At 42.3% G+C, this 16,056-nt stretch carries 16 protein-coding genes and 1 tRNA gene; 14 read left to right on the top strand and 3 right to left on the bottom strand.

All coding sequences use genetic code 11. The features are described 5' to 3' along the window. Positions 1-45 precede the first annotated feature (45 nt). The 4 genes from NEE14_RS08965 (at position 46) to NEE14_RS08950 (ending at position 4,945) form a co-directional block, all read left to right on the top strand. Positions 46-555: an RNA polymerase sigma-70 factor gene (locus NEE14_RS08965; RefSeq protein WP_251968617.1), complete on the top strand. Its 510-nt coding sequence runs from the start codon at positions 46-48 to the stop codon at positions 553-555. A gap of 155 nt (positions 556-710) precedes the next feature. Next, a complete protein-coding gene (locus tag NEE14_RS08960) occupies positions 711-1,559 on the top strand; it encodes a FecR family protein (RefSeq protein ID WP_251968616.1) in 849 nt (282 codons plus the stop codon). Between the two features lie 3 nt (positions 1,560-1,562). Beyond that, positions 1,563-3,932, top strand: coding sequence for a TonB-dependent receptor plug domain-containing protein (locus NEE14_RS08955; RefSeq protein WP_251968615.1), 2,370 nt, complete (start codon positions 1,563-1,565; stop codon positions 3,930-3,932). Positions 3,933-3,937: 5 nt separating this feature from the next. After that, positions 3,938-4,945 (top strand): DUF4249 domain-containing protein, encoded by a 1,008-nt coding sequence (locus tag NEE14_RS08950; protein WP_251968614.1) that lies wholly within the window; start codon positions 3,938-3,940, stop codon positions 4,943-4,945. Positions 4,946-4,960: 15 nt separating this feature from the next. On the opposite strand, the gene NEE14_RS08945 is transcribed toward NEE14_RS08950, so the two are convergent. Next, positions 4,961-5,830 (bottom strand): hypothetical protein, encoded by an 870-nt coding sequence (locus tag NEE14_RS08945; protein ID WP_251968613.1) that lies wholly within the window; start codon positions 5,828-5,830, stop codon positions 4,961-4,963. Positions 5,831-6,183: 353 nt separating this feature from the next. On the opposite strand from NEE14_RS08945, the gene NEE14_RS08940 reads away from it, so the two are divergent. The 10 genes from NEE14_RS08940 to NEE14_RS08895 all read left to right on the top strand — a co-directional run bounded on the left by NEE14_RS08940 (position 6,184) and on the right by NEE14_RS08895 (position 12,618). Then, entirely contained in the window at positions 6,184-6,876 is a 693-nt protein-coding gene (locus NEE14_RS08940; RefSeq protein ID WP_251968612.1) for an energy transducer TonB, read from the top strand. Positions 6,877-7,087: 211 nt separating this feature from the next. Next, complete coding sequence (locus NEE14_RS08935) at positions 7,088-8,062, top strand: polyprenyl synthetase family protein (protein ID WP_251968611.1); 975 nt, start codon at positions 7,088-7,090, stop codon at positions 8,060-8,062. A 1-nt stretch (position 8,063) separates the two neighbouring features. Continuing rightward, positions 8,064-8,849, top strand: coding sequence for a TatD family hydrolase (locus tag NEE14_RS08930; protein WP_251968610.1), 786 nt, complete (start codon positions 8,064-8,066; stop codon positions 8,847-8,849). 145 nt (positions 8,850-8,994) lie between these two features. Beyond that, positions 8,995-9,082, top strand: a tRNA-Ser gene (locus NEE14_RS08925). A 77-nt stretch (positions 9,083-9,159) separates the two neighbouring features. Next, positions 9,160-9,897 (top strand): MotA/TolQ/ExbB proton channel family protein, encoded by a 738-nt coding sequence (locus NEE14_RS08920; protein ID WP_251968609.1) that lies wholly within the window; start codon positions 9,160-9,162, stop codon positions 9,895-9,897. Positions 9,898-9,905: 8 nt separating this feature from the next. Beyond that, positions 9,906-10,379, top strand: a complete 474-nt coding sequence (locus tag NEE14_RS08915) for a hypothetical protein (RefSeq protein WP_251968608.1) — start codon at positions 9,906-9,908, stop codon at positions 10,377-10,379. Between the two features lie 21 nt (positions 10,380-10,400). Beyond that, the gene (locus NEE14_RS08910; protein ID WP_251968607.1) at positions 10,401-10,988 is read left to right on the top strand and encodes a biopolymer transporter ExbD; all 588 of its coding nucleotides are present in this window, start codon (positions 10,401-10,403) and stop codon (positions 10,986-10,988) included. A gap of 2 nt (positions 10,989-10,990) precedes the next feature. Continuing rightward, positions 10,991-11,458, top strand: coding sequence for an ExbD/TolR family protein (locus NEE14_RS08905; protein WP_251968606.1), 468 nt, complete (start codon positions 10,991-10,993; stop codon positions 11,456-11,458). Between the two features lie 184 nt (positions 11,459-11,642). Further along, positions 11,643-12,119 (top strand): Lrp/AsnC family transcriptional regulator, encoded by a 477-nt coding sequence (locus NEE14_RS08900; protein ID WP_251968605.1) that lies wholly within the window; start codon positions 11,643-11,645, stop codon positions 12,117-12,119. After that, positions 12,109-12,618, top strand: a complete 510-nt coding sequence (locus tag NEE14_RS08895) for a GNAT family N-acetyltransferase (RefSeq protein ID WP_251968604.1) — start codon at positions 12,109-12,111, stop codon at positions 12,616-12,618. The genes NEE14_RS08900 and NEE14_RS08895 overlap by 11 nt, the downstream gene beginning before the upstream one ends. Before the next feature lie 103 nt (positions 12,619-12,721). Here NEE14_RS08895 and NEE14_RS08890 read toward each other — a convergent pair whose 3' ends face one another. Then, complete coding sequence (locus NEE14_RS08890) at positions 12,722-14,455, bottom strand: DUF4091 domain-containing protein (RefSeq protein WP_251968603.1); 1,734 nt, start codon at positions 14,453-14,455, stop codon at positions 12,722-12,724. Positions 14,456-14,634: 179 nt separating this feature from the next. Then, positions 14,635-16,041, bottom strand: coding sequence for an asparagine--tRNA ligase (gene asnS / locus NEE14_RS08885; protein WP_251968602.1), 1,407 nt, complete (start codon positions 16,039-16,041; stop codon positions 14,635-14,637). Positions 16,042-16,056: the final 15 nt, after the last annotated feature.

Raw genomic sequence — 16,056 nt, 5'->3', positions numbered from 1 at the left:
TTTCAATGTTTCTTGTCAACTCGTTCTTGTTTTTAATAGGTGAGTATGGAGAAAATCGCTATGGATTTCGAGCAGGAATTTAAGGTGCTGTATCGTCCGTTATGCCTTTTTGCCTTGCAGTATATACCGCGGATCGAAGACGCGGAAGATATCGTGCAACAGGCTTTTACGGATGTTTGGGAAAAATTATGTGAAGGCGTTTCAATATTGAATATGAAAGCCTATATGTATCAGACCGTAAAAAACCGCTCGTTACTCTTGTTGACACGGGAAAAGGAAGAGTTGCTGGATGGCAATATCCCGGATGAAGCAGACGATTCGTCTGAAGAACAAATCCGGATAGCAGAGAGAGATGCTCGTTTGTGGACGGCTATTGATAAACTTCCTCCGGAAAGACGGAAAATATTCTTGCTGTCCAAGCGTGATGGTTTGAAGTATCAGGAGATAGCAGACGAATTACATATTTCTGTAAAGACTGTTGAAAACCAGATTTCCAAAGCGTTGAAGTCTTTACGGGATACAGCCATAAAAATATATACATTTTTCTTTGGATAAGAATAGGGGTTTTTCGCGTTTCCTTGTCTTGTAAGTGAAAACCGGATAGCGGGGAGACGTTGAGAGGTTGTTGTAGAGTGGAGAGAGAATTGAGGTTGAGCAGATAAACTGTATCCGGTATTCCGGTTTTCCTTTTATTTATATAATGTATTTGCATGAATCAGGAGAGACATAAAACCGAATGGGAAGAGCGTATCCGGTTTGTTGCCCGGTATTATCGTGAGAATGTGTTTGATCCGGAGATAGGTTGGAAAAAATTTGCGGCAGAACGGAATATCCGAAGCCGCGTCCGGATACCTGTCTGGATTTGGCAGATAGCAGCGGTTTGCTTGCTGGCCATTGGATATGGTATTTATCGGATGATTGAGCAGAATCAACCCGAGTGGGTAGTTATTACGGCTTCGTCTACCCGTGGAAAAGAAGTCTTTTTACCCGATAGTTCTCGGGTTTCATTGGCTGCTTTGGCCGAGTTGCGGTATGATGCAAAGCAATTTGGAAAAGATAACCGGCAGGTAGAGTTGAAGGGAAAAGCCTTTTATCAAGTGAAACATCGGGAAGACCTTCCATTTCGCGTACAGACACATTTGGGAAATGTGGTCGTTTTAGGAACATCCTTTTTAGTTCGAGAATTGAAGACGGCGATGGAAGTACAAGTCTTGCAGGGTCGTGTTCGGATGGAAGCTGGAAAGAAGAAATCGGTCTTATTGGAAGCCGGAATGTCCGGGCTGTATTCGGAGACGAATGGAAGTATTCAAGTTCGGCAAGAGGCCGACGAAAATTGTTTGTCGTGGAAAACAGGCGAATTGGTTTTCCGAGAAACACCTTTGCCCAAGGTCATCCATGATATAGAGGTTTGCTATGAAGTTAAGTTGACGGATTTGTCTAGAGCTTCGGATTCGTTGCGGTTGTCAGCAACATTCAAGAAGAAACCGATAGAAGAAGTGCTGTTGATTATTAATCAGACATTAGATACTCATTTAGTAATAGAGAAAAGCAGACAGTAAATTATGCTCAGGATTCGGACGCTTATAATTCTATGGTTAGTAAGTCTATGCTGGAATCGGGGAATAGCTACGGAACCGGTGATTACGTTTTCGGTACGTAACATGCCGATTGAGCAGGTTTTGTTATTGCTTGAGAAGCAGACCAGTCTGCAGGTCTCTTTTGAATCATCGTTGTTGGGACAAATGAGGCCTGTCACGTTATCGGTGAAGAAGCAAACCTTGTCGGTCTGTTTATACGAATTGTTTCAAGGTTATGATATAGAATGGCAAGTGACAGATAGCTATTTGGTCCTTAAACGTAGGCGATTTGTTGATTATTCCCCGAAAGATTCGATCAAGATGGTTTCATTGCAGGAGTTTGTGGTGGAGGCAGACAGTTTGAAGCGCTCGTTGGCTTTGACGGATGAACCGGGAAAAGAATTATTGTCTGGTAATCAGATTCGCCGTTTACCGGTTTTTATGGGACAACCGGATTTGATCAAGAGTTTACAGCATCTTCCGGGTGTCGCAACTGGTACGGAAGGAATTTCAGGTATGTATGTGCGGGGCGGGAATAATGATGAGAATTTGTTCTTGATTGACGGAATGCCGGTGTATCAGATTAACCATTTGGGCGGATTGTTCTCGGCATTTAACTCGGATGTCATTGATAAGCTGGACTTTTATAAAGGATTCTTCCCGGCACGCTACGAAGGCCGTCTGTCGTCGGTTACGGATATTCAGACGAAAAGCGGGAATATGCAGTCTTGGCATGGCGGATTCAACATTGGCTTGATACAAGGCTTGCTGAATCTGGAAGGGCCTTTGGTGAAAGATAAACTTTCGGTTCATGTCTCTGTACGACGGACATGGGCTGATTTGCTGGCTATCCCGACATTGGCTATTATCAGTAAGATTAATAAAGAAACGCATACCGGACGTTATTCCTTTCATGATATCAATGCCCGGATGGATTACCGGCATTCAGATCGGAGCCTTTGGTCGTTGAGTGTCTTCTCGGGAGATGATGTGTTCAGCCTTACGAATAAAGTAAATAATAATTATGCGAACGTTAAGGAAAGCAACCATTATAAGGTTCGTTGGGGAAATCTGGCGGCTTCGTTGAACTGGCGCTATCGGTTGTCTGATCATTTTCATACCTTATTGACAGCTTCTTATACCCGATACCGGAGTAAATTGCGTTATTCAGACGAAACTTTCTCATATGGGGATGATGAGAGGGAAAGGAACTCGGTTGTTTCTTCGATGGTTTCCGGAATTGATGATGGGCGGATTACAGCCCGGTTCGAATATACTCCGTCTTCGATACATCGGTTTCAGGGCGGAGTCTCTACTCGTTTGCAGGCTTTTCGTCCGGAATATGAGGAGCTGAATCAGGTAGAAGAATCGGGACCTATACAGATGAGACAGAAGAATGTACAGCGGATGCTGGGAAATGAAACCGTCCTTTTCGTAGAAGATCGTTTTACTCTTTCAGAAGCCTTACGGATTGATGCCGGAATTTCGTTGTCTTCTTTCTATCTGGATCGTACCTGGTATTGGTCTTTACAGCCTCGTTTGTCGCTTCGTTATTTATGGAACGAACAGATGTCTGCTAAATTAGCTTATTCGCGGATGCATCAGGCGGTCCATCTGTTACCGGCTTCTTATCTGGAGCTGCCGACAGATATCTGGCTACCCAGTTGTAGTGGCGTGAAGCCTTCGGTATCCGACCAAGTTTCTGCGGGCGTTTATTTCTCTCCGAATCGGAATTATAGCTTTTCCATGGAAGGTTATTTCAAGTATATCCAGCATCTGGCCGATTTCAAACCTTGGGTAAACCGGTATCCAGACGGTATGGAATGGCAGGAAAAGCTGACTGAAGGTATCGGACGGGCGTATGGTTTGGAATGGATGGCCCGGAAAGAAACAGGCAAGTTAACCGGGTGGATTGGCTATACCTTGTCCTGGTCGGAACGGAAATTTTCGGCATATAATATGGGGTGTTATTTCCCTTCTCGTTATGATAACCGGCATAAGCTGAATATAGTCGCTTCTTATCGGTTTAACGAAAAAGTAGAATTGAATGCTTCGTGGTTTTATTCGTCGGGCAACTGGATGACCATTGTCCCTGACAGTCATCAGGATTGGGCTTATCTGTATCGGAACAATTATCAGTTGCCTCCCAATCATCGGTTGGACTTGGGCTTGAATATTTATCGGAAAAGAAAGAACGGACGGATGGGAATCTGGAATATCAGTATTTATAATGCCTATTGCCGGAAGAATCCGACGATTGCCTGGGCTGAACGGAGTAAAGGAACTTGGGTAAAGGTTCGCCAGTTGTCTTTATTCCCGATTATTCCTTCTTTTTCTTATACTTATAAATTCTGACGCTTATGAAGTCACGGTTATATCTGGTTTGTTTTGTTTGTCTGTTTGTGTTTTCAGCTTGCTGGAAAGATGTTTGGGAAAATATAGACATAGAAAATCCGGTTCTGAAGATTCATACGATGCTCGTACCTGATTCGGTGATAAAGCTTAGATTGAATGCGACAAGCTATTTGAATGGCATGTCGTTTAGGGAACTGAATCAACAGTCGGAAGTTGGTTTATGGGTAAACGATGAATTTAAAGAATCTCTTCGTGTGGAACATGATGCAGAATGGGAGTATTTCTATTTTATTTCCGATTATCATTTGCGGGAAACCGACCGTGTCAGGCTGGAGGCACGTTGTGCAGGTTATCCGGATGCTTGGGCTGAAACTGAAATTCCTTCGATGGTTCCGATTGATACATTTATTTCGGTCCTGCACAAAGATACGGTAACTAAGCGGATATGGGCCTCTTGCGAATTTCAGTTTACCGACGTACCGGCCGAAAAGAATTATTATGCTTTTTCTATTTACCCGTATTTTGACTATCCTGATTCATTGCTTGAAAATAACTATCCTGTTTATAACTATTATCCATCTCATCTTTATCTCACGGATGATCCTGTCTTTAAATATATTCCTACAACCATTGAATATTTGTTAGGTGAAGAAGAAGAGAAAGGAACGGCTCTTTTCTTTGATGATAGTACCATCGATGGGGAAAAACATTCTATACGATTCTCTTTAGACTTTACAAGTCCTTATGGCGGAGGTCTGTATGATGAAGGGCAATTCCCGGATACGCTCAAGTTAGTTCTTAATTTTTGTTCGGAATCGCTTAGCGGATATTATAGTTCTATTTCAGAATGGGCATCCAGAGGCATGTTAGTCGGCAATTTGACGGACGTAGGTTTGGCCGATCCGGTTTCAGCGTATAGCAATGTGCATCAAGGCATAGGACTTGTGTGGGGACAAGCCGTATCTGTTTGGGAGAATACGGTGACTTTCTCGAAAGATTCCGTGCCAGAATAAGCCGTTTGTTTAAGTTTAGAATCCGAACCGGACGCGTGAACCTGCACTCCCGAAAGGATAAAACAGAAACTGTGGCTCCATCCGGTTATTGAAATGATTATGCTGATAGTTTACTCCGATGCCGAATCCGAAATCATCAGATACTTTAAATTCCATCGACCCGCCAACATTAGTTCGATTCATCCAGGGATTAGCCACCATGAATGGATCTGCCTTATTGTCTCCAAAGAAAGCGTACGAACCCCAAGCCCGCATAGCCATCCAATCGTTTATTTCATACTTGGCAGAAATATTGACACCGCCCCAATAACTCGGGTTGGGCGTATAAGGCGTGTAGTACCTTCCGGCAAAGCCTCCGGTTGTTACTGTAAATGAACCCGCACGGTGACTGACGGCCATGCTGGCTATGTTGATTCCTCCCAATGCAGGCCACGTTTCTTGCACGCCATTAACTAAAAAAGCCGTATTCGGACCTATCGGTTTAACCTGCCATTCGTCATAATCCAAGGCCATTGGGTTGATTTGCCATAACATCGGGGTATATGGGTTGAAAAATGGGCGATAGGCGTCGGAAAGAACATTCATGTTCGCCGGACGGTCTACATCGTGCAGGTACGAATAATCGGCAAAGATAAATTCAACCCGGCTGAAGGAGGTAAATTCACGATACGCTTCGGCATATTTTTCCTGCAGACGCCGGTTCTGTTCCGAAACGGAAGTGTAACTTTTATAGGTAGCTTCCGGCACTTTGATCTCATAAGTGGTTTCAGAAGGAATGGCGAAGAGTTTCCCTTCTTTATCGACGATGAACTTCAATGTCGACTGCGCATGGGTGAAACCTAAGTAACTCATACATAAACCTATTATCAGACAACACTTCTTCATAATCCTTCCTTTTTCTACAAATGTATGGAATATAATCGGGCTTTCTGGTCTTTTTTGTTCGAAAGTTCCCTATTTTTTGTTAAACACTCGTTGGCTTTTAGCTTTACGATATCTGTCAAAAAGCTTTACCATATCTGTCGAAAGGCTTTATCACTTCTATCAAAAAGCTTTTTGACAGATGTCAAACAATTAAAAACTAACGAGGTTTTGATTACAAGCTCGTAGGAAATGCAGAAGCTCTTAAAGATAAAAAATGAAAAATGAAGAGATTTTTTGAGGTAATACGTTTGGACTTTACAATTTTTTTGTACATTTGCCCATTAGAAAAGCACATTTATTAAAAATAAAGATTTATGGAAGTTAAGAAATCGCCGAAAGCGGACTTGGAAGGCGGCATTGGCATGAGTATCCTGATGGGTATGATTGTCGGTTTGGCTGTCTTATTCGTAGGCTTCGAATGGAGTACTAAGGATGTCCAGGTTGTGACTGCAGACGAAGGTGTTGCAGACATTATCGCTGAAGAAGAAATTGAAATTACGAGACCGGAGAACACGCCTCCTCCACCACCTCCACCACCAGCACCGGCTGTTACCGAAGTGTTGAATGTTGTGGATGATGATGTTGAATTGGAACAGCAAGATATCATTTCATCTGAAGATGATGCATCAGCTGCTCAGACTGAGACATTCGTTGCACCGGTAGTTGAAGAAGAAGAAGAAGAATCTGCACAGCAGATCTTTACCGTTGTAGAAAAGCAGCCGGAATTCCCGGGTGGTACTGCAGAATTGTTCAAGTATTTGAGCAAGGCTATCAAGTATCCGGTAATTGCACAGGAAAACGGTATTCAGGGTCGTGTAGTTTGTTCTTTCGTTGTAAACCGAGATGGTTCTATTGTAGATATCCAGGTTATGCGTGGTGTTGACCCGTCATTGGATAAAGAAGCAGTTCGTGTGATCAGCGAAATGCCTAAATGGAAACCAGGTGAACAGCGTGGTAAACCAGTACGTGTAAGATTTATCTTGCCGGTACAGTTCCGTTTGCAATAATTTAATTGTTTGGATAGAAAAAAGGCTGCACTTTTGGGTTGCGACCTTTTTTCATAAATGGGAAGTTGGAGCTTGCAGGTTGGTGAGTGGCCAAGTGAAGCCTTAGCCGGATTAAGTATAGTGGTCGTAGATTCAAAAAAACGCTGAATCGGGAAATCGGGTGGCTGACTTATAAGCTTGAAAACTGAATGGCTCAAAAAATAAATACGTGATGCTGTCATTTGAAGAAATAAGAAAAAAAGTAGAGCAGGCGGTCAGTGGACTGCGTTTTGAGTATCCGCCCAAAAGTCTGTATGACCCGATTGAGTACACCTTGGCTTTGGGTGGAAAACGTATCCGTCCGGCGTTGGTCCTGATGGCTTATAACTTGTATAAAGAACAGGTTGAGGCAGCTTTGGTTCCAGCTGTAGGGTTGGAAGTGTTTCATAACTTTACTTTGTTGCATGACGACCTGATGGATGAAGCCGACAAACGGCGGAACAAACCGACGGTGCATAAAGTATGGAATGCAAACACAGCCATTCTTTCGGGCGATGCCATGCTGATAGCGGCCTACGAATTGATTGGTAAAACGGATGCTGCCCATTTGAAACCGGTATTCGATTTGTTTACGCAGACAGCCCTTGAAATCTGTGGTGGACAGCAATACGATATGGAGTTTGAAACACGTACGGATGTAACGGAAGAAGAGTATATCGAAATGATCCGTCTGAAAACGGCGGTGTTGTTGGCTTGTGCCTTGAAGATGGGGGCTATTTTGGCTGATGCGCCTGCTGAAGACGCCGAACATCTGTATCAGTTTGGTATTCATATCGGACTGGCGTTCCAGTTGCAGGATGATCTGTTGGATGTTTACGGTAACACGGAGACCTTTGGGAAAAACATCGGTGGCGATATCTTATGTGATAAGAAGACCTTTTTGCTGATTAATGCATTCCGGCGGGCCGATGACCGTCAGCGTTCTGAACTGGACAGGTGGATAGGAACAAAGCCTGAACATCCGGAAGAAAAGATTGCTGCAGTTACCTATATATATAATGAATTGCATTTAAAGGAACTCTCAGAGCAGAAAATTGAAGATTATTTTGCCCGTGCGATGGAACATTTGGATGCTGTACAGGTACAGCCGGAGAAGAAAGCTGTATTGAAGCAACTAAGTGAACGATTAATGAACCGACAGTCATAATATGAAACTGATCGATACGCATAATCATATTTATCTGGAAGAATTTGATCCGGAACAGGACGCTTTGATTCGGGAAGCACAGGAGTCGGGCATTGAGGCCTTGCTGCTGCCGAACGTCGATTTGGAAACAATAGACCGGATGCATGCTATTTGTGATCGTTACCCTGATTACCTTTATCCAATGATGGGATTGCATCCAACCAGTGTGATGGCTGATTATGCAGCTGATCTGAAGACGGTAGAGTCGTGGTTTGGAAAGCGATCGTATTGTGCCGTGGGCGAAATAGGAATCGATTTGTACTGGGACAAGACTTATCGGGCGCAGCAGATAGAGGTATTCGAAGAACAGTTGCGCTGGAGTCTGGATTTGGATCTCCCGGTAGCTATTCATATGCGGGAAGCGTTTGCCGATGTTATGAATTCTATTTATAAAATAGGACCGGATAAGCTGAGAGGCGTGTTTCATAGTTTTACCGGGACTCTTGCAGATCTGGAAGAAGTCAAGAAGCTGCCTGGTTTCAAGATTGGTATTAACGGAGTGGTAACCTTTAAGAACTCTAAATTAGGAGACGTACTTCAGGCTACAGATCTGTCTCATATCGTATTGGAAACAGATGCTCCTTATTTGGCTCCGGTTCCGTTTCGGGGGAAAAGAAACGAGCCGGTTTATATTTGGAAAACGGCCGAGAAATTAGCACAAATTTATCAAACCACAGTAGAAAACGTGGTTACGCTGACTCGAACCAATGCAATTGCCCTGTTTAAAAATGTAAACAAAATAATATAGTTGTATAATTTACATTTTACTTAAAATTTCTTTCCTTTAAATTGTGCATATATCAATAGAAAAAGTTTAGATTTGTGCACTGAAACGTTTGTAATTGGGAAAAAATTCGTAATTTGCACTCGTTTTAGAGAAAGATGAGTCTCAAGGAGAGATGCTCGAGCGGTTGAAGAGGCACGCCTGGAAAGCGTGTATACGCCTAAAGCGTATCGCGGGTTCGAATCCCGCTCTCTCCGCAAGTCGGAGAACAATAAAACGTGAAAAATGAAATAAACAAATATGAGAATTATTAATCTTAAAAATTAAACACACAATGAAAAAGTATTTTGCAAAAGCATTCTTGGGCTTGTGTGCCCTTGGAACTTCTACAGTAGCATTTGCTCAGGATGCAGCAGCTCCAGCTGTTGAATCAGGTATGCATCAGGCGTTGAAAACAAAGTTTATTGAAGGTGGTGCCGACTTCATGAGTTTGGTTGCTATCGCATTGATCTTTGGTTTGGCATTCTGCTTGGAAAGAATTATCTATTTGAACTTGGCTGAAACAAATTCAAGCAAGTTATTGAAGGGAATCGAAGACGCACTTGACAAAGGTGATGTAGAAGCTGCAAAGGCTATTGCTCGTGACACAAGAGGTCCTATCGCCTCTATCGCTTATCAGGGTTTGATGAGAATCGACCAGGGTGTTGATGTGGTTGAAAGATCTATCGTATCTTACGGTGGTGTACAAGGTGGTCTGTTGGAAAAGAACCTGTCATGGGTAACATTGTTTATCGCAATGGCTCCGTCATTAGGATTCTTGGGAACAGTTGTTGGTATGATCATGGCGTTCGATAAAATCGAACAGGTTGGTGATATCAGCCCGACCGTTGTAGCAGGTGGTATGAAAGTTGCCTTGATCACAACAGTAGGTGGTTTGATCGTTGCCTTGATTCTTCAGATTTTCTACAACTATCTGTTGAGTAAATTGGAATCTCTGTTGAACCAGATGGAAGATGCATCAATCACATTGATCGACTTGGTTATCAAATACAACCTGAAATTTAAAAAATAATTTGACTTATGGCAGTAACTAAAATACGTAAAATATCCAGTTGGACGCTGTTGATCAGTTCGATCATCAGTATCATTGTACTGGTTATGTTCTACACAGGAGGCGTAGTTGATCCTGCTGCAGAAATGAAGGAGCCGATCTATACCGAGCTTCTGTTGAACTGGACTTATGTATTGTTCTTCGCAACAATTGCTTGTACTGTGCTGTTGGCTTTGTGGCAGTTTGCCGGAGCCTTGAAACATGATGCAAAGTCAGCGTTGATGTCATTTGTGGTTTTAGTATTGTTCGTTGCTATGTTAGGTATAACTTATTCAATTGGCGATGCTACACCGTTGGCAGGTTTGAATGCTGATTCTCAGGTTTACAATACTGCATTCTGGTTGAAGGTAACAGATATGTGGATTTATTCTACTTATATCTTGATCGCTTTGATCCTGATTGTAGCTGTATTGGGAAGTGTTAAGAAAATAATGAACAAGTAAATAGGTTAACAGAAAAGTAAAATGGGTAAGAAAAGAAAGACACCGGGTATCAATGGTTCTTCTTCAGCCGATATTGCTTTCATGTTGCTTATCTTCTTCCTTATTACAACATCAATGGATACAGACCAAGGTTTGGCAAGACGTTTGCCGCCTCCTGTACCTAAAGATCAGAAGAATGATACTGATGTTGATATCAAGAAACGTAACTTGCTGGTTGTATTGGTAAGTAGTACGAACCAGGTACTTTGCGGTAATGAAGTGATTGATGTCAAACAATTGAAAGATAAGGTTAAGGAATTCATTGATAATCCGTACAATGATGCCAACAAACCTGAAAAGATTGAAGTGGACGTTCCATACTTTGGTAAAACAATGGTTACAAAAAATCATGTAATTTCATTGCAGAACGACCGTGGAACTTCATATCAGGCATATATCGACGTACAGAATGAGCTGGCTGCAGCTTACAATGAGTTGCGTGATGATATTTCAAAGAAGAAATTCGGTAAAGCCTTCATGGATCTGAATGAAGATGAACAAAAAGCTGTACAGCAAATTTATCCGCAGAAGATCTCTGAAGCTGAACCTAAAAACTATGGAGGTAAGTAACGATGGGAAAGTTTAGTAAAGCAGGCGGACGTGAAATGCCTGAATTGAACACGTCATCATTACCTGACTTGGTGTTTGCATTCTTGTTCTTCATCATGATGGTTACATCAATGCGTGAAGTAACTTTGAAAGTGCAATTCAAGGCTCCTCAGGCTACCGAGCTTCAGAAATTGGAAAAGAAATCATTGGTTACTTTCATCTATGTTGGTAAGCCGACTCCTGACTTGCAGAAACAATTTGGTTCTGAAACTCGTATTCAGTTGAACGACAAGTATGCTGAAGTTTCGGAGATTCAGAATTACATTGCTCAGGAGAAGTCAAGTATGAAAGAGGAAGATCAGCCGTTTATGACTGTTTCTATCAAAGCTGATAAAGACACAAAAATGGGTGTGATTACGGATGTTAAGCAAGCACTTCGTGAAGCGTATGCTTTGAAGATTAGTTATTCAGCTGCTAAGCGTATTGAGTAATTAAAGCTTGATTGATAAATACATAAGAATCCCTTGATCCGCAAACGGATCAAGGGATTTTTTTGTGTCTATTTAATTCGATCTAACAATACAAAATATTTTCTTGTATAATGCTTGAAAAGTATAAGAATATAGCTATATTTGTATTAAAATGTAAGTTTGCATAATTTAAATCGTATTTATTATGGCACACCATCAGTTAGATGAACTCGATGAGAAGATATTAAAACTTATTATAGGCAATGCAAGAATGCCGTTTTTGGAAGTAGCTCGTGAATGTAATGTATCAGGCGCTGCTATTCACCAGCGTATTCAGAAGCTTACTAATTTAGGCGTTATCAAAGGTTCTGAATTTATTGTCGATAACACGAAAGTGGGCTATGAGACTTGTGCGTATATAGGATTGTATTTGAATTCTCCGGGCCAATTCCCTACGGTTACGGAGGCATTAAAGCAGATTCCTGAAGTTGTAGAATGCCATTATACCACTGGTCAGTATGATCTATTCATAAAGATATATGCAAAGAATAACCAACATTTGCTGAGCATCATTCATAATAAGTTGCAACCGCTCGGTCTGGCACGAACGGAATCATTAATTTCTTTTAAGGAAGCTTTCAAGCGTCAGTTGCCGATTGACTTGAGTGAAGATGATGAATAGTAGGGAAGAATTAGCTATCTGTAAGGCTGAATTGTATGACTTGGATTCAGTTATGCCTATCTTTGATTGCGCTCGCCAATTTATGATTCAGACTGGAAATCCTACACAATGGGCTGATGGTTATCCGGAACGTTCTTTTATGGAAAATGAAATAGCAGCAGGTCATTGTTATGTATTTGTTGATGACTTAGGAAAACCTGTTGCGACATTCTGTTATATCGAAGGTGATGATCCGACTTATCATGTGATAGAAGGTGGGAAGTGGCTGAATGATGCTCCTTACGCCGTTTTACACCGGCTGGCATCGGATGGAAGTCATTCAGGTATTGCTGATTTATGTTTAAACTGGTGTTTTACTCAGACTTCTAATTTACGGGTAGATACGCATCAGGATAATAAGGTATTGCAACATATACTGTTGAAGCATGGTTTCAAGTATTGTGGAATTATTTATGTGCGTAACCATTCACCTCGTTTAGCCTATCAGATAATTCTTTGAAAGTAATCGTATAAAAGAAAACGACATCGGTCTTTTGTCTGTAGCAATTAGGACCGATGTCGTTTTTTTATCTGCTTGAGAACGTCAAGTTTCTCTTTTGTTCTCAGAGTGAGTTCAGCAGTGAGTCTGCTTTGGTTACAACTTCTTGCCAAGGAAGCTGACTGTCGTTAATGTCTTTTGTCCGGATTTCTTCCAGAACATTTTCTAACTCACCCAAATTAACCCCTTCTTTTCGCAGGATTCTTACTTTTTCGGCTACTTCAATACCATCAATAAGCCGTTCGAACCGGATAGAAGAACGATAGTAAGGATAGACTAAGTATGTATCTCCTGAGCTCCAATTACCGAAGCGTGAATCATATTGCGGATCTTCCGGCCATGAGTTGTAAGCCCAGCGAAGCATTCCGTCGTAATCGCAGGCCAGGCCGTACCAGCCTAATAATTCGGCTTCGTAAGGATGTGAGAATGTAAACGTGTTCGGGTAGAACGGGCCACAGCAAACATAGAATGTTGTGTTAAATCCATTGGCGCGGCGGGCAATAATGTCTTCGTGATCGGCTTTTTGTCCTTGCGATACGCATACATCACGCATCATCTTATACTTCTTATAAGATTTGTGATTGTCGGCAATGGCAATGCCCATTTCCGGAGCACACTTTTCCAAAACTTTCACGGCTGCATCCATTTGTTCCGGAGAGCGTTCATCCATGGCTATATTGGTAATGCCCAGCCAGCCTTTTTCATCCAAATGCTTCTTGAAGTCTGCCAGGAACGGTTCCCACATCTGGGTAAATTCAGGTTTCCCTGGCGTGGCTACAACTGTAACCTTTTTATTCTCGGCTTCATCGAAGTAATCCAGTTCACAATTCCATGGAACCATCGAATAGCAGTTGATCATACGATTGATGCCTATAGAAAGCATCATTTCTACCCAGCGGTCAAATATTTGATAGTCGTAACTCCAGGAACCGTCTTTGTGACGTGTCCATGTAATCATGTCTTCATAGGCATCGTAGCACTGATGATTCCAAGGATCTTTGTTAAGCGTGGCCGTAATGACTTTCTGGCCAGCTTTCGCCAAAGGTATCATCGTCTTCTTTAATGCTTCAAAATGTTCGTCACTCCACATCTTTAATCCTTCTGCACGGGCTACAGCGGCCGGATGCTGCCATAAATCCAAATGGTAATTCCATTGATCGGGTGTGGGTAAGACATGATCGATTACCTTTAGCTGGATGGGAAACGTGAATTTCTCTTTTTCCTGGTCTGTTACCGTAATCGTAGATGTATAAGTTCCTGCAACTGCGTCTTGTGGTACTTGAATGGTAATCCAGACCGGACGAGTCGTTTTTGGGGCCATATCAAAGCGGGATAATGAATCCAGCATATCCGGCATCAATACACTGGGGCCACCTTTCTTGAAGTCGGGTGAATTGATGTCTGCCAGCGTATATCTCACAAAGCGTGCTTGGGCGATCGAAGCCGGTAAAGAAGCTTTATCTGCTTTGAATTCTCCAATCTGGCAGGTTACACCGTTTGATCCTCCAGCCGACCATAATAACAGTTGGGCCGAAGCCTTTTCACCTCGCCAGGCTGTGAGTTGACAAGGTTTGTTTTCCAGATTCTGAGGAATTTCACTGCGTGAATAACGCCAGTCGATACTTCCCCAGGCAACATTAAGTTTCTTGCCTGCCTGATTCCATTGCTGTTCAGCTTCTGTACTAATAGCTACCGGATCTTCTGCTTCCTGAAAAGTTGTAACAGGAACGTACTTTTGTTCCTGGCAACCGAACAGGGCTAAGGCCAGGAATGCGAATGTTGTGTTTTTCAATTCCATAATTATTTATTCTTGTTTAGCAAAGATATTGTTTAAGAGATATTCTATCTACATATATCCAATAAAATTTCTCGTCGGAAAGAAAATTCAGTAAAAATAAAAAGGTGCATCAAACGTTTTGTCCTATTGGACTTCACTAAACGTTTTGACGCACCTTATATTCTCTACAAAATTCTTACTTAGAATTCCGCATTGTTCGGAGTACGCGGGAACGGAATCACATCGCGGATGTTAGCCATACCCGTAACGAACAGTAACAAGCGTTCGAATCCAAGGCCAAATCCTGAATGAGGAACCGTACCGAACCGGCGAGTATCCAGATACCACCACATATCTTTCATCGGGATATGCAATTCCTGAATGCGGTTGTACAGTTTGTCATAATCAGCTTCACGTTCTGAACCACCGATGATTTCACCAATCTTCGGGAACAGTACATCCATAGCACGAACAGTCTTTCCGTCTTCATTCTGCTTCATGTAGAATGCCTTGATTTCTTTCGGGTAATCAGTCAGGATTACCGGACGTTTGAAATGATCTTCTACCAGGAAGCGTTCGTGTTCAGAAGCTAAGTCAACGCCCCAGTAAACTGGGAATTCAAATTTGTGACCTTTGGCAACGGCATCTTCCAGAATCTTGATACCTTCAGTATAAGGCAAGCGGACGAATTCGTCTTTCAGAACGCCCTGAAGACGTTCAATCAGGCCTTTGTCGAACATATCGTTCAGGAATTTGATATCGTCCATGCAGTTGTCGAGAGCCCATTGTACGCAGTACTTAATGAATTCTTCGGCCAATTCCATGTTATCGTTGATATCATAGAAGGCAACTTCCGGTTCGATCATCCAGAACTCAGCCAAGTGGCGAGGAGTATTGGAGTTTTCAGCACGGAATGTCGGACCGAATGTATAAATCTGTCCTAATGCCGTAGCAGCCAATTCTCCTTCCAGCTGTCCGGAAACTGTCAGACTTGTTTGTTTGCCGAAGAAATCATCATCATAAATGATGGATCCATTTTCATCTTTCTTCAGATTGTACAAGTTCTTCGTAGTAACCTGGAACATCTGTCCTGCACCTTCACAGTCAGAAGCTGTAATGATTGGTGTATGGAAATAGAAGAAACCTTTGTCATGGAAGAATTTGTGAATAGCAAAAGCCATGTTGTGACGGATACGGAAGATGGCACCGAATGTATTCGTACGCGGACGCAAGTGAGCAATCTCACGCAAGAATTCCATCGAATGGCCTTTCTTCTGCAACGGATATGTTGCCGGGTCAGCAGTTCCGTAGATCTCTATTTCGGTAGCCTGGATTTCAACAGACTGACCTTTTCCCTGCGACTGAACCAAGGTTCCGTTTACGCTCATACTGGCACCAGTCGTAATGGGCTTCAGAAATTCTTCTCCAAATTTTTCTACATCAACAACGATTTGAACATTATTTATTGTAGAACCGTCGTTCAGCGCAATAAAGTTTACCTGTTTGCTGCCACGGCGAGTACGAACCCAGCCTTTCACGTTAACGGTAGAGCCAAAAGCTGTGCTTTTAAGCAAATCTACAATCTTTGTTCTTTTTATTGTTTCCATTCTATTAATAGTTTT

It is taken from the genome of Parabacteroides sp. AD58, from assembly GCF_023744375.2.
In the GTDB taxonomy this organism is placed as follows: Bacteria; Bacteroidota; Bacteroidia; order Bacteroidales; family Tannerellaceae; genus Parabacteroides; species Parabacteroides absconsus.
This window is presented reverse-complemented; position numbering and strand designations above follow the sequence as displayed.

Bases quoted from the DNA above. Each gene is read 5' to 3' on its own strand.
- NEE14_RS08965 (WP_251968617.1), top strand. From the start codon at position 46: ATGGAGAAAATCGCTATGGATTTCGAGCAGGAATTTAAGGTGCTGTAT.
- NEE14_RS08960 (WP_251968616.1), top strand. From the start codon at position 711: ATGAATCAGGAGAGACATAAAACCGAATGGGAAGAGCGTATCCGGTTT.
- NEE14_RS08955 (WP_251968615.1), top strand. From the start codon at position 1,563: ATGCTCAGGATTCGGACGCTTATAATTCTATGGTTAGTAAGTCTATGC.
- NEE14_RS08950 (WP_251968614.1), top strand. From the start codon at position 3,938: ATGAAGTCACGGTTATATCTGGTTTGTTTTGTTTGTCTGTTTGTGTTT.
- NEE14_RS08945 (WP_251968613.1), bottom strand. From the start codon at position 5,830: ATGAAGAAGTGTTGTCTGATAATAGGTTTATGTATGAGTTACTTAGGT.
- NEE14_RS08940 (WP_251968612.1), top strand. From the start codon at position 6,184: ATGGAAGTTAAGAAATCGCCGAAAGCGGACTTGGAAGGCGGCATTGGC.
- NEE14_RS08935 (WP_251968611.1), top strand. From the start codon at position 7,088: ATGCTGTCATTTGAAGAAATAAGAAAAAAAGTAGAGCAGGCGGTCAGT.
- NEE14_RS08930 (WP_251968610.1), top strand. From the start codon at position 8,064: ATGAAACTGATCGATACGCATAATCATATTTATCTGGAAGAATTTGAT.
- NEE14_RS08920 (WP_251968609.1), top strand. From the start codon at position 9,160: ATGAAAAAGTATTTTGCAAAAGCATTCTTGGGCTTGTGTGCCCTTGGA.
- NEE14_RS08915 (WP_251968608.1), top strand. From the start codon at position 9,906: ATGGCAGTAACTAAAATACGTAAAATATCCAGTTGGACGCTGTTGATC.
- NEE14_RS08910 (WP_251968607.1), top strand. From the start codon at position 10,401: ATGGGTAAGAAAAGAAAGACACCGGGTATCAATGGTTCTTCTTCAGCC.
- NEE14_RS08905 (WP_251968606.1), top strand. From the start codon at position 10,991: ATGGGAAAGTTTAGTAAAGCAGGCGGACGTGAAATGCCTGAATTGAAC.
- NEE14_RS08900 (WP_251968605.1), top strand. From the start codon at position 11,643: ATGGCACACCATCAGTTAGATGAACTCGATGAGAAGATATTAAAACTT.
- NEE14_RS08895 (WP_251968604.1), top strand. From the start codon at position 12,109: ATGATGAATAGTAGGGAAGAATTAGCTATCTGTAAGGCTGAATTGTAT.
- NEE14_RS08890 (WP_251968603.1), bottom strand. From the start codon at position 14,455: ATGGAATTGAAAAACACAACATTCGCATTCCTGGCCTTAGCCCTGTTC.
- asnS (WP_251968602.1), bottom strand. From the start codon at position 16,041: ATGGAAACAATAAAAAGAACAAAGATTGTAGATTTGCTTAAAAGCACA.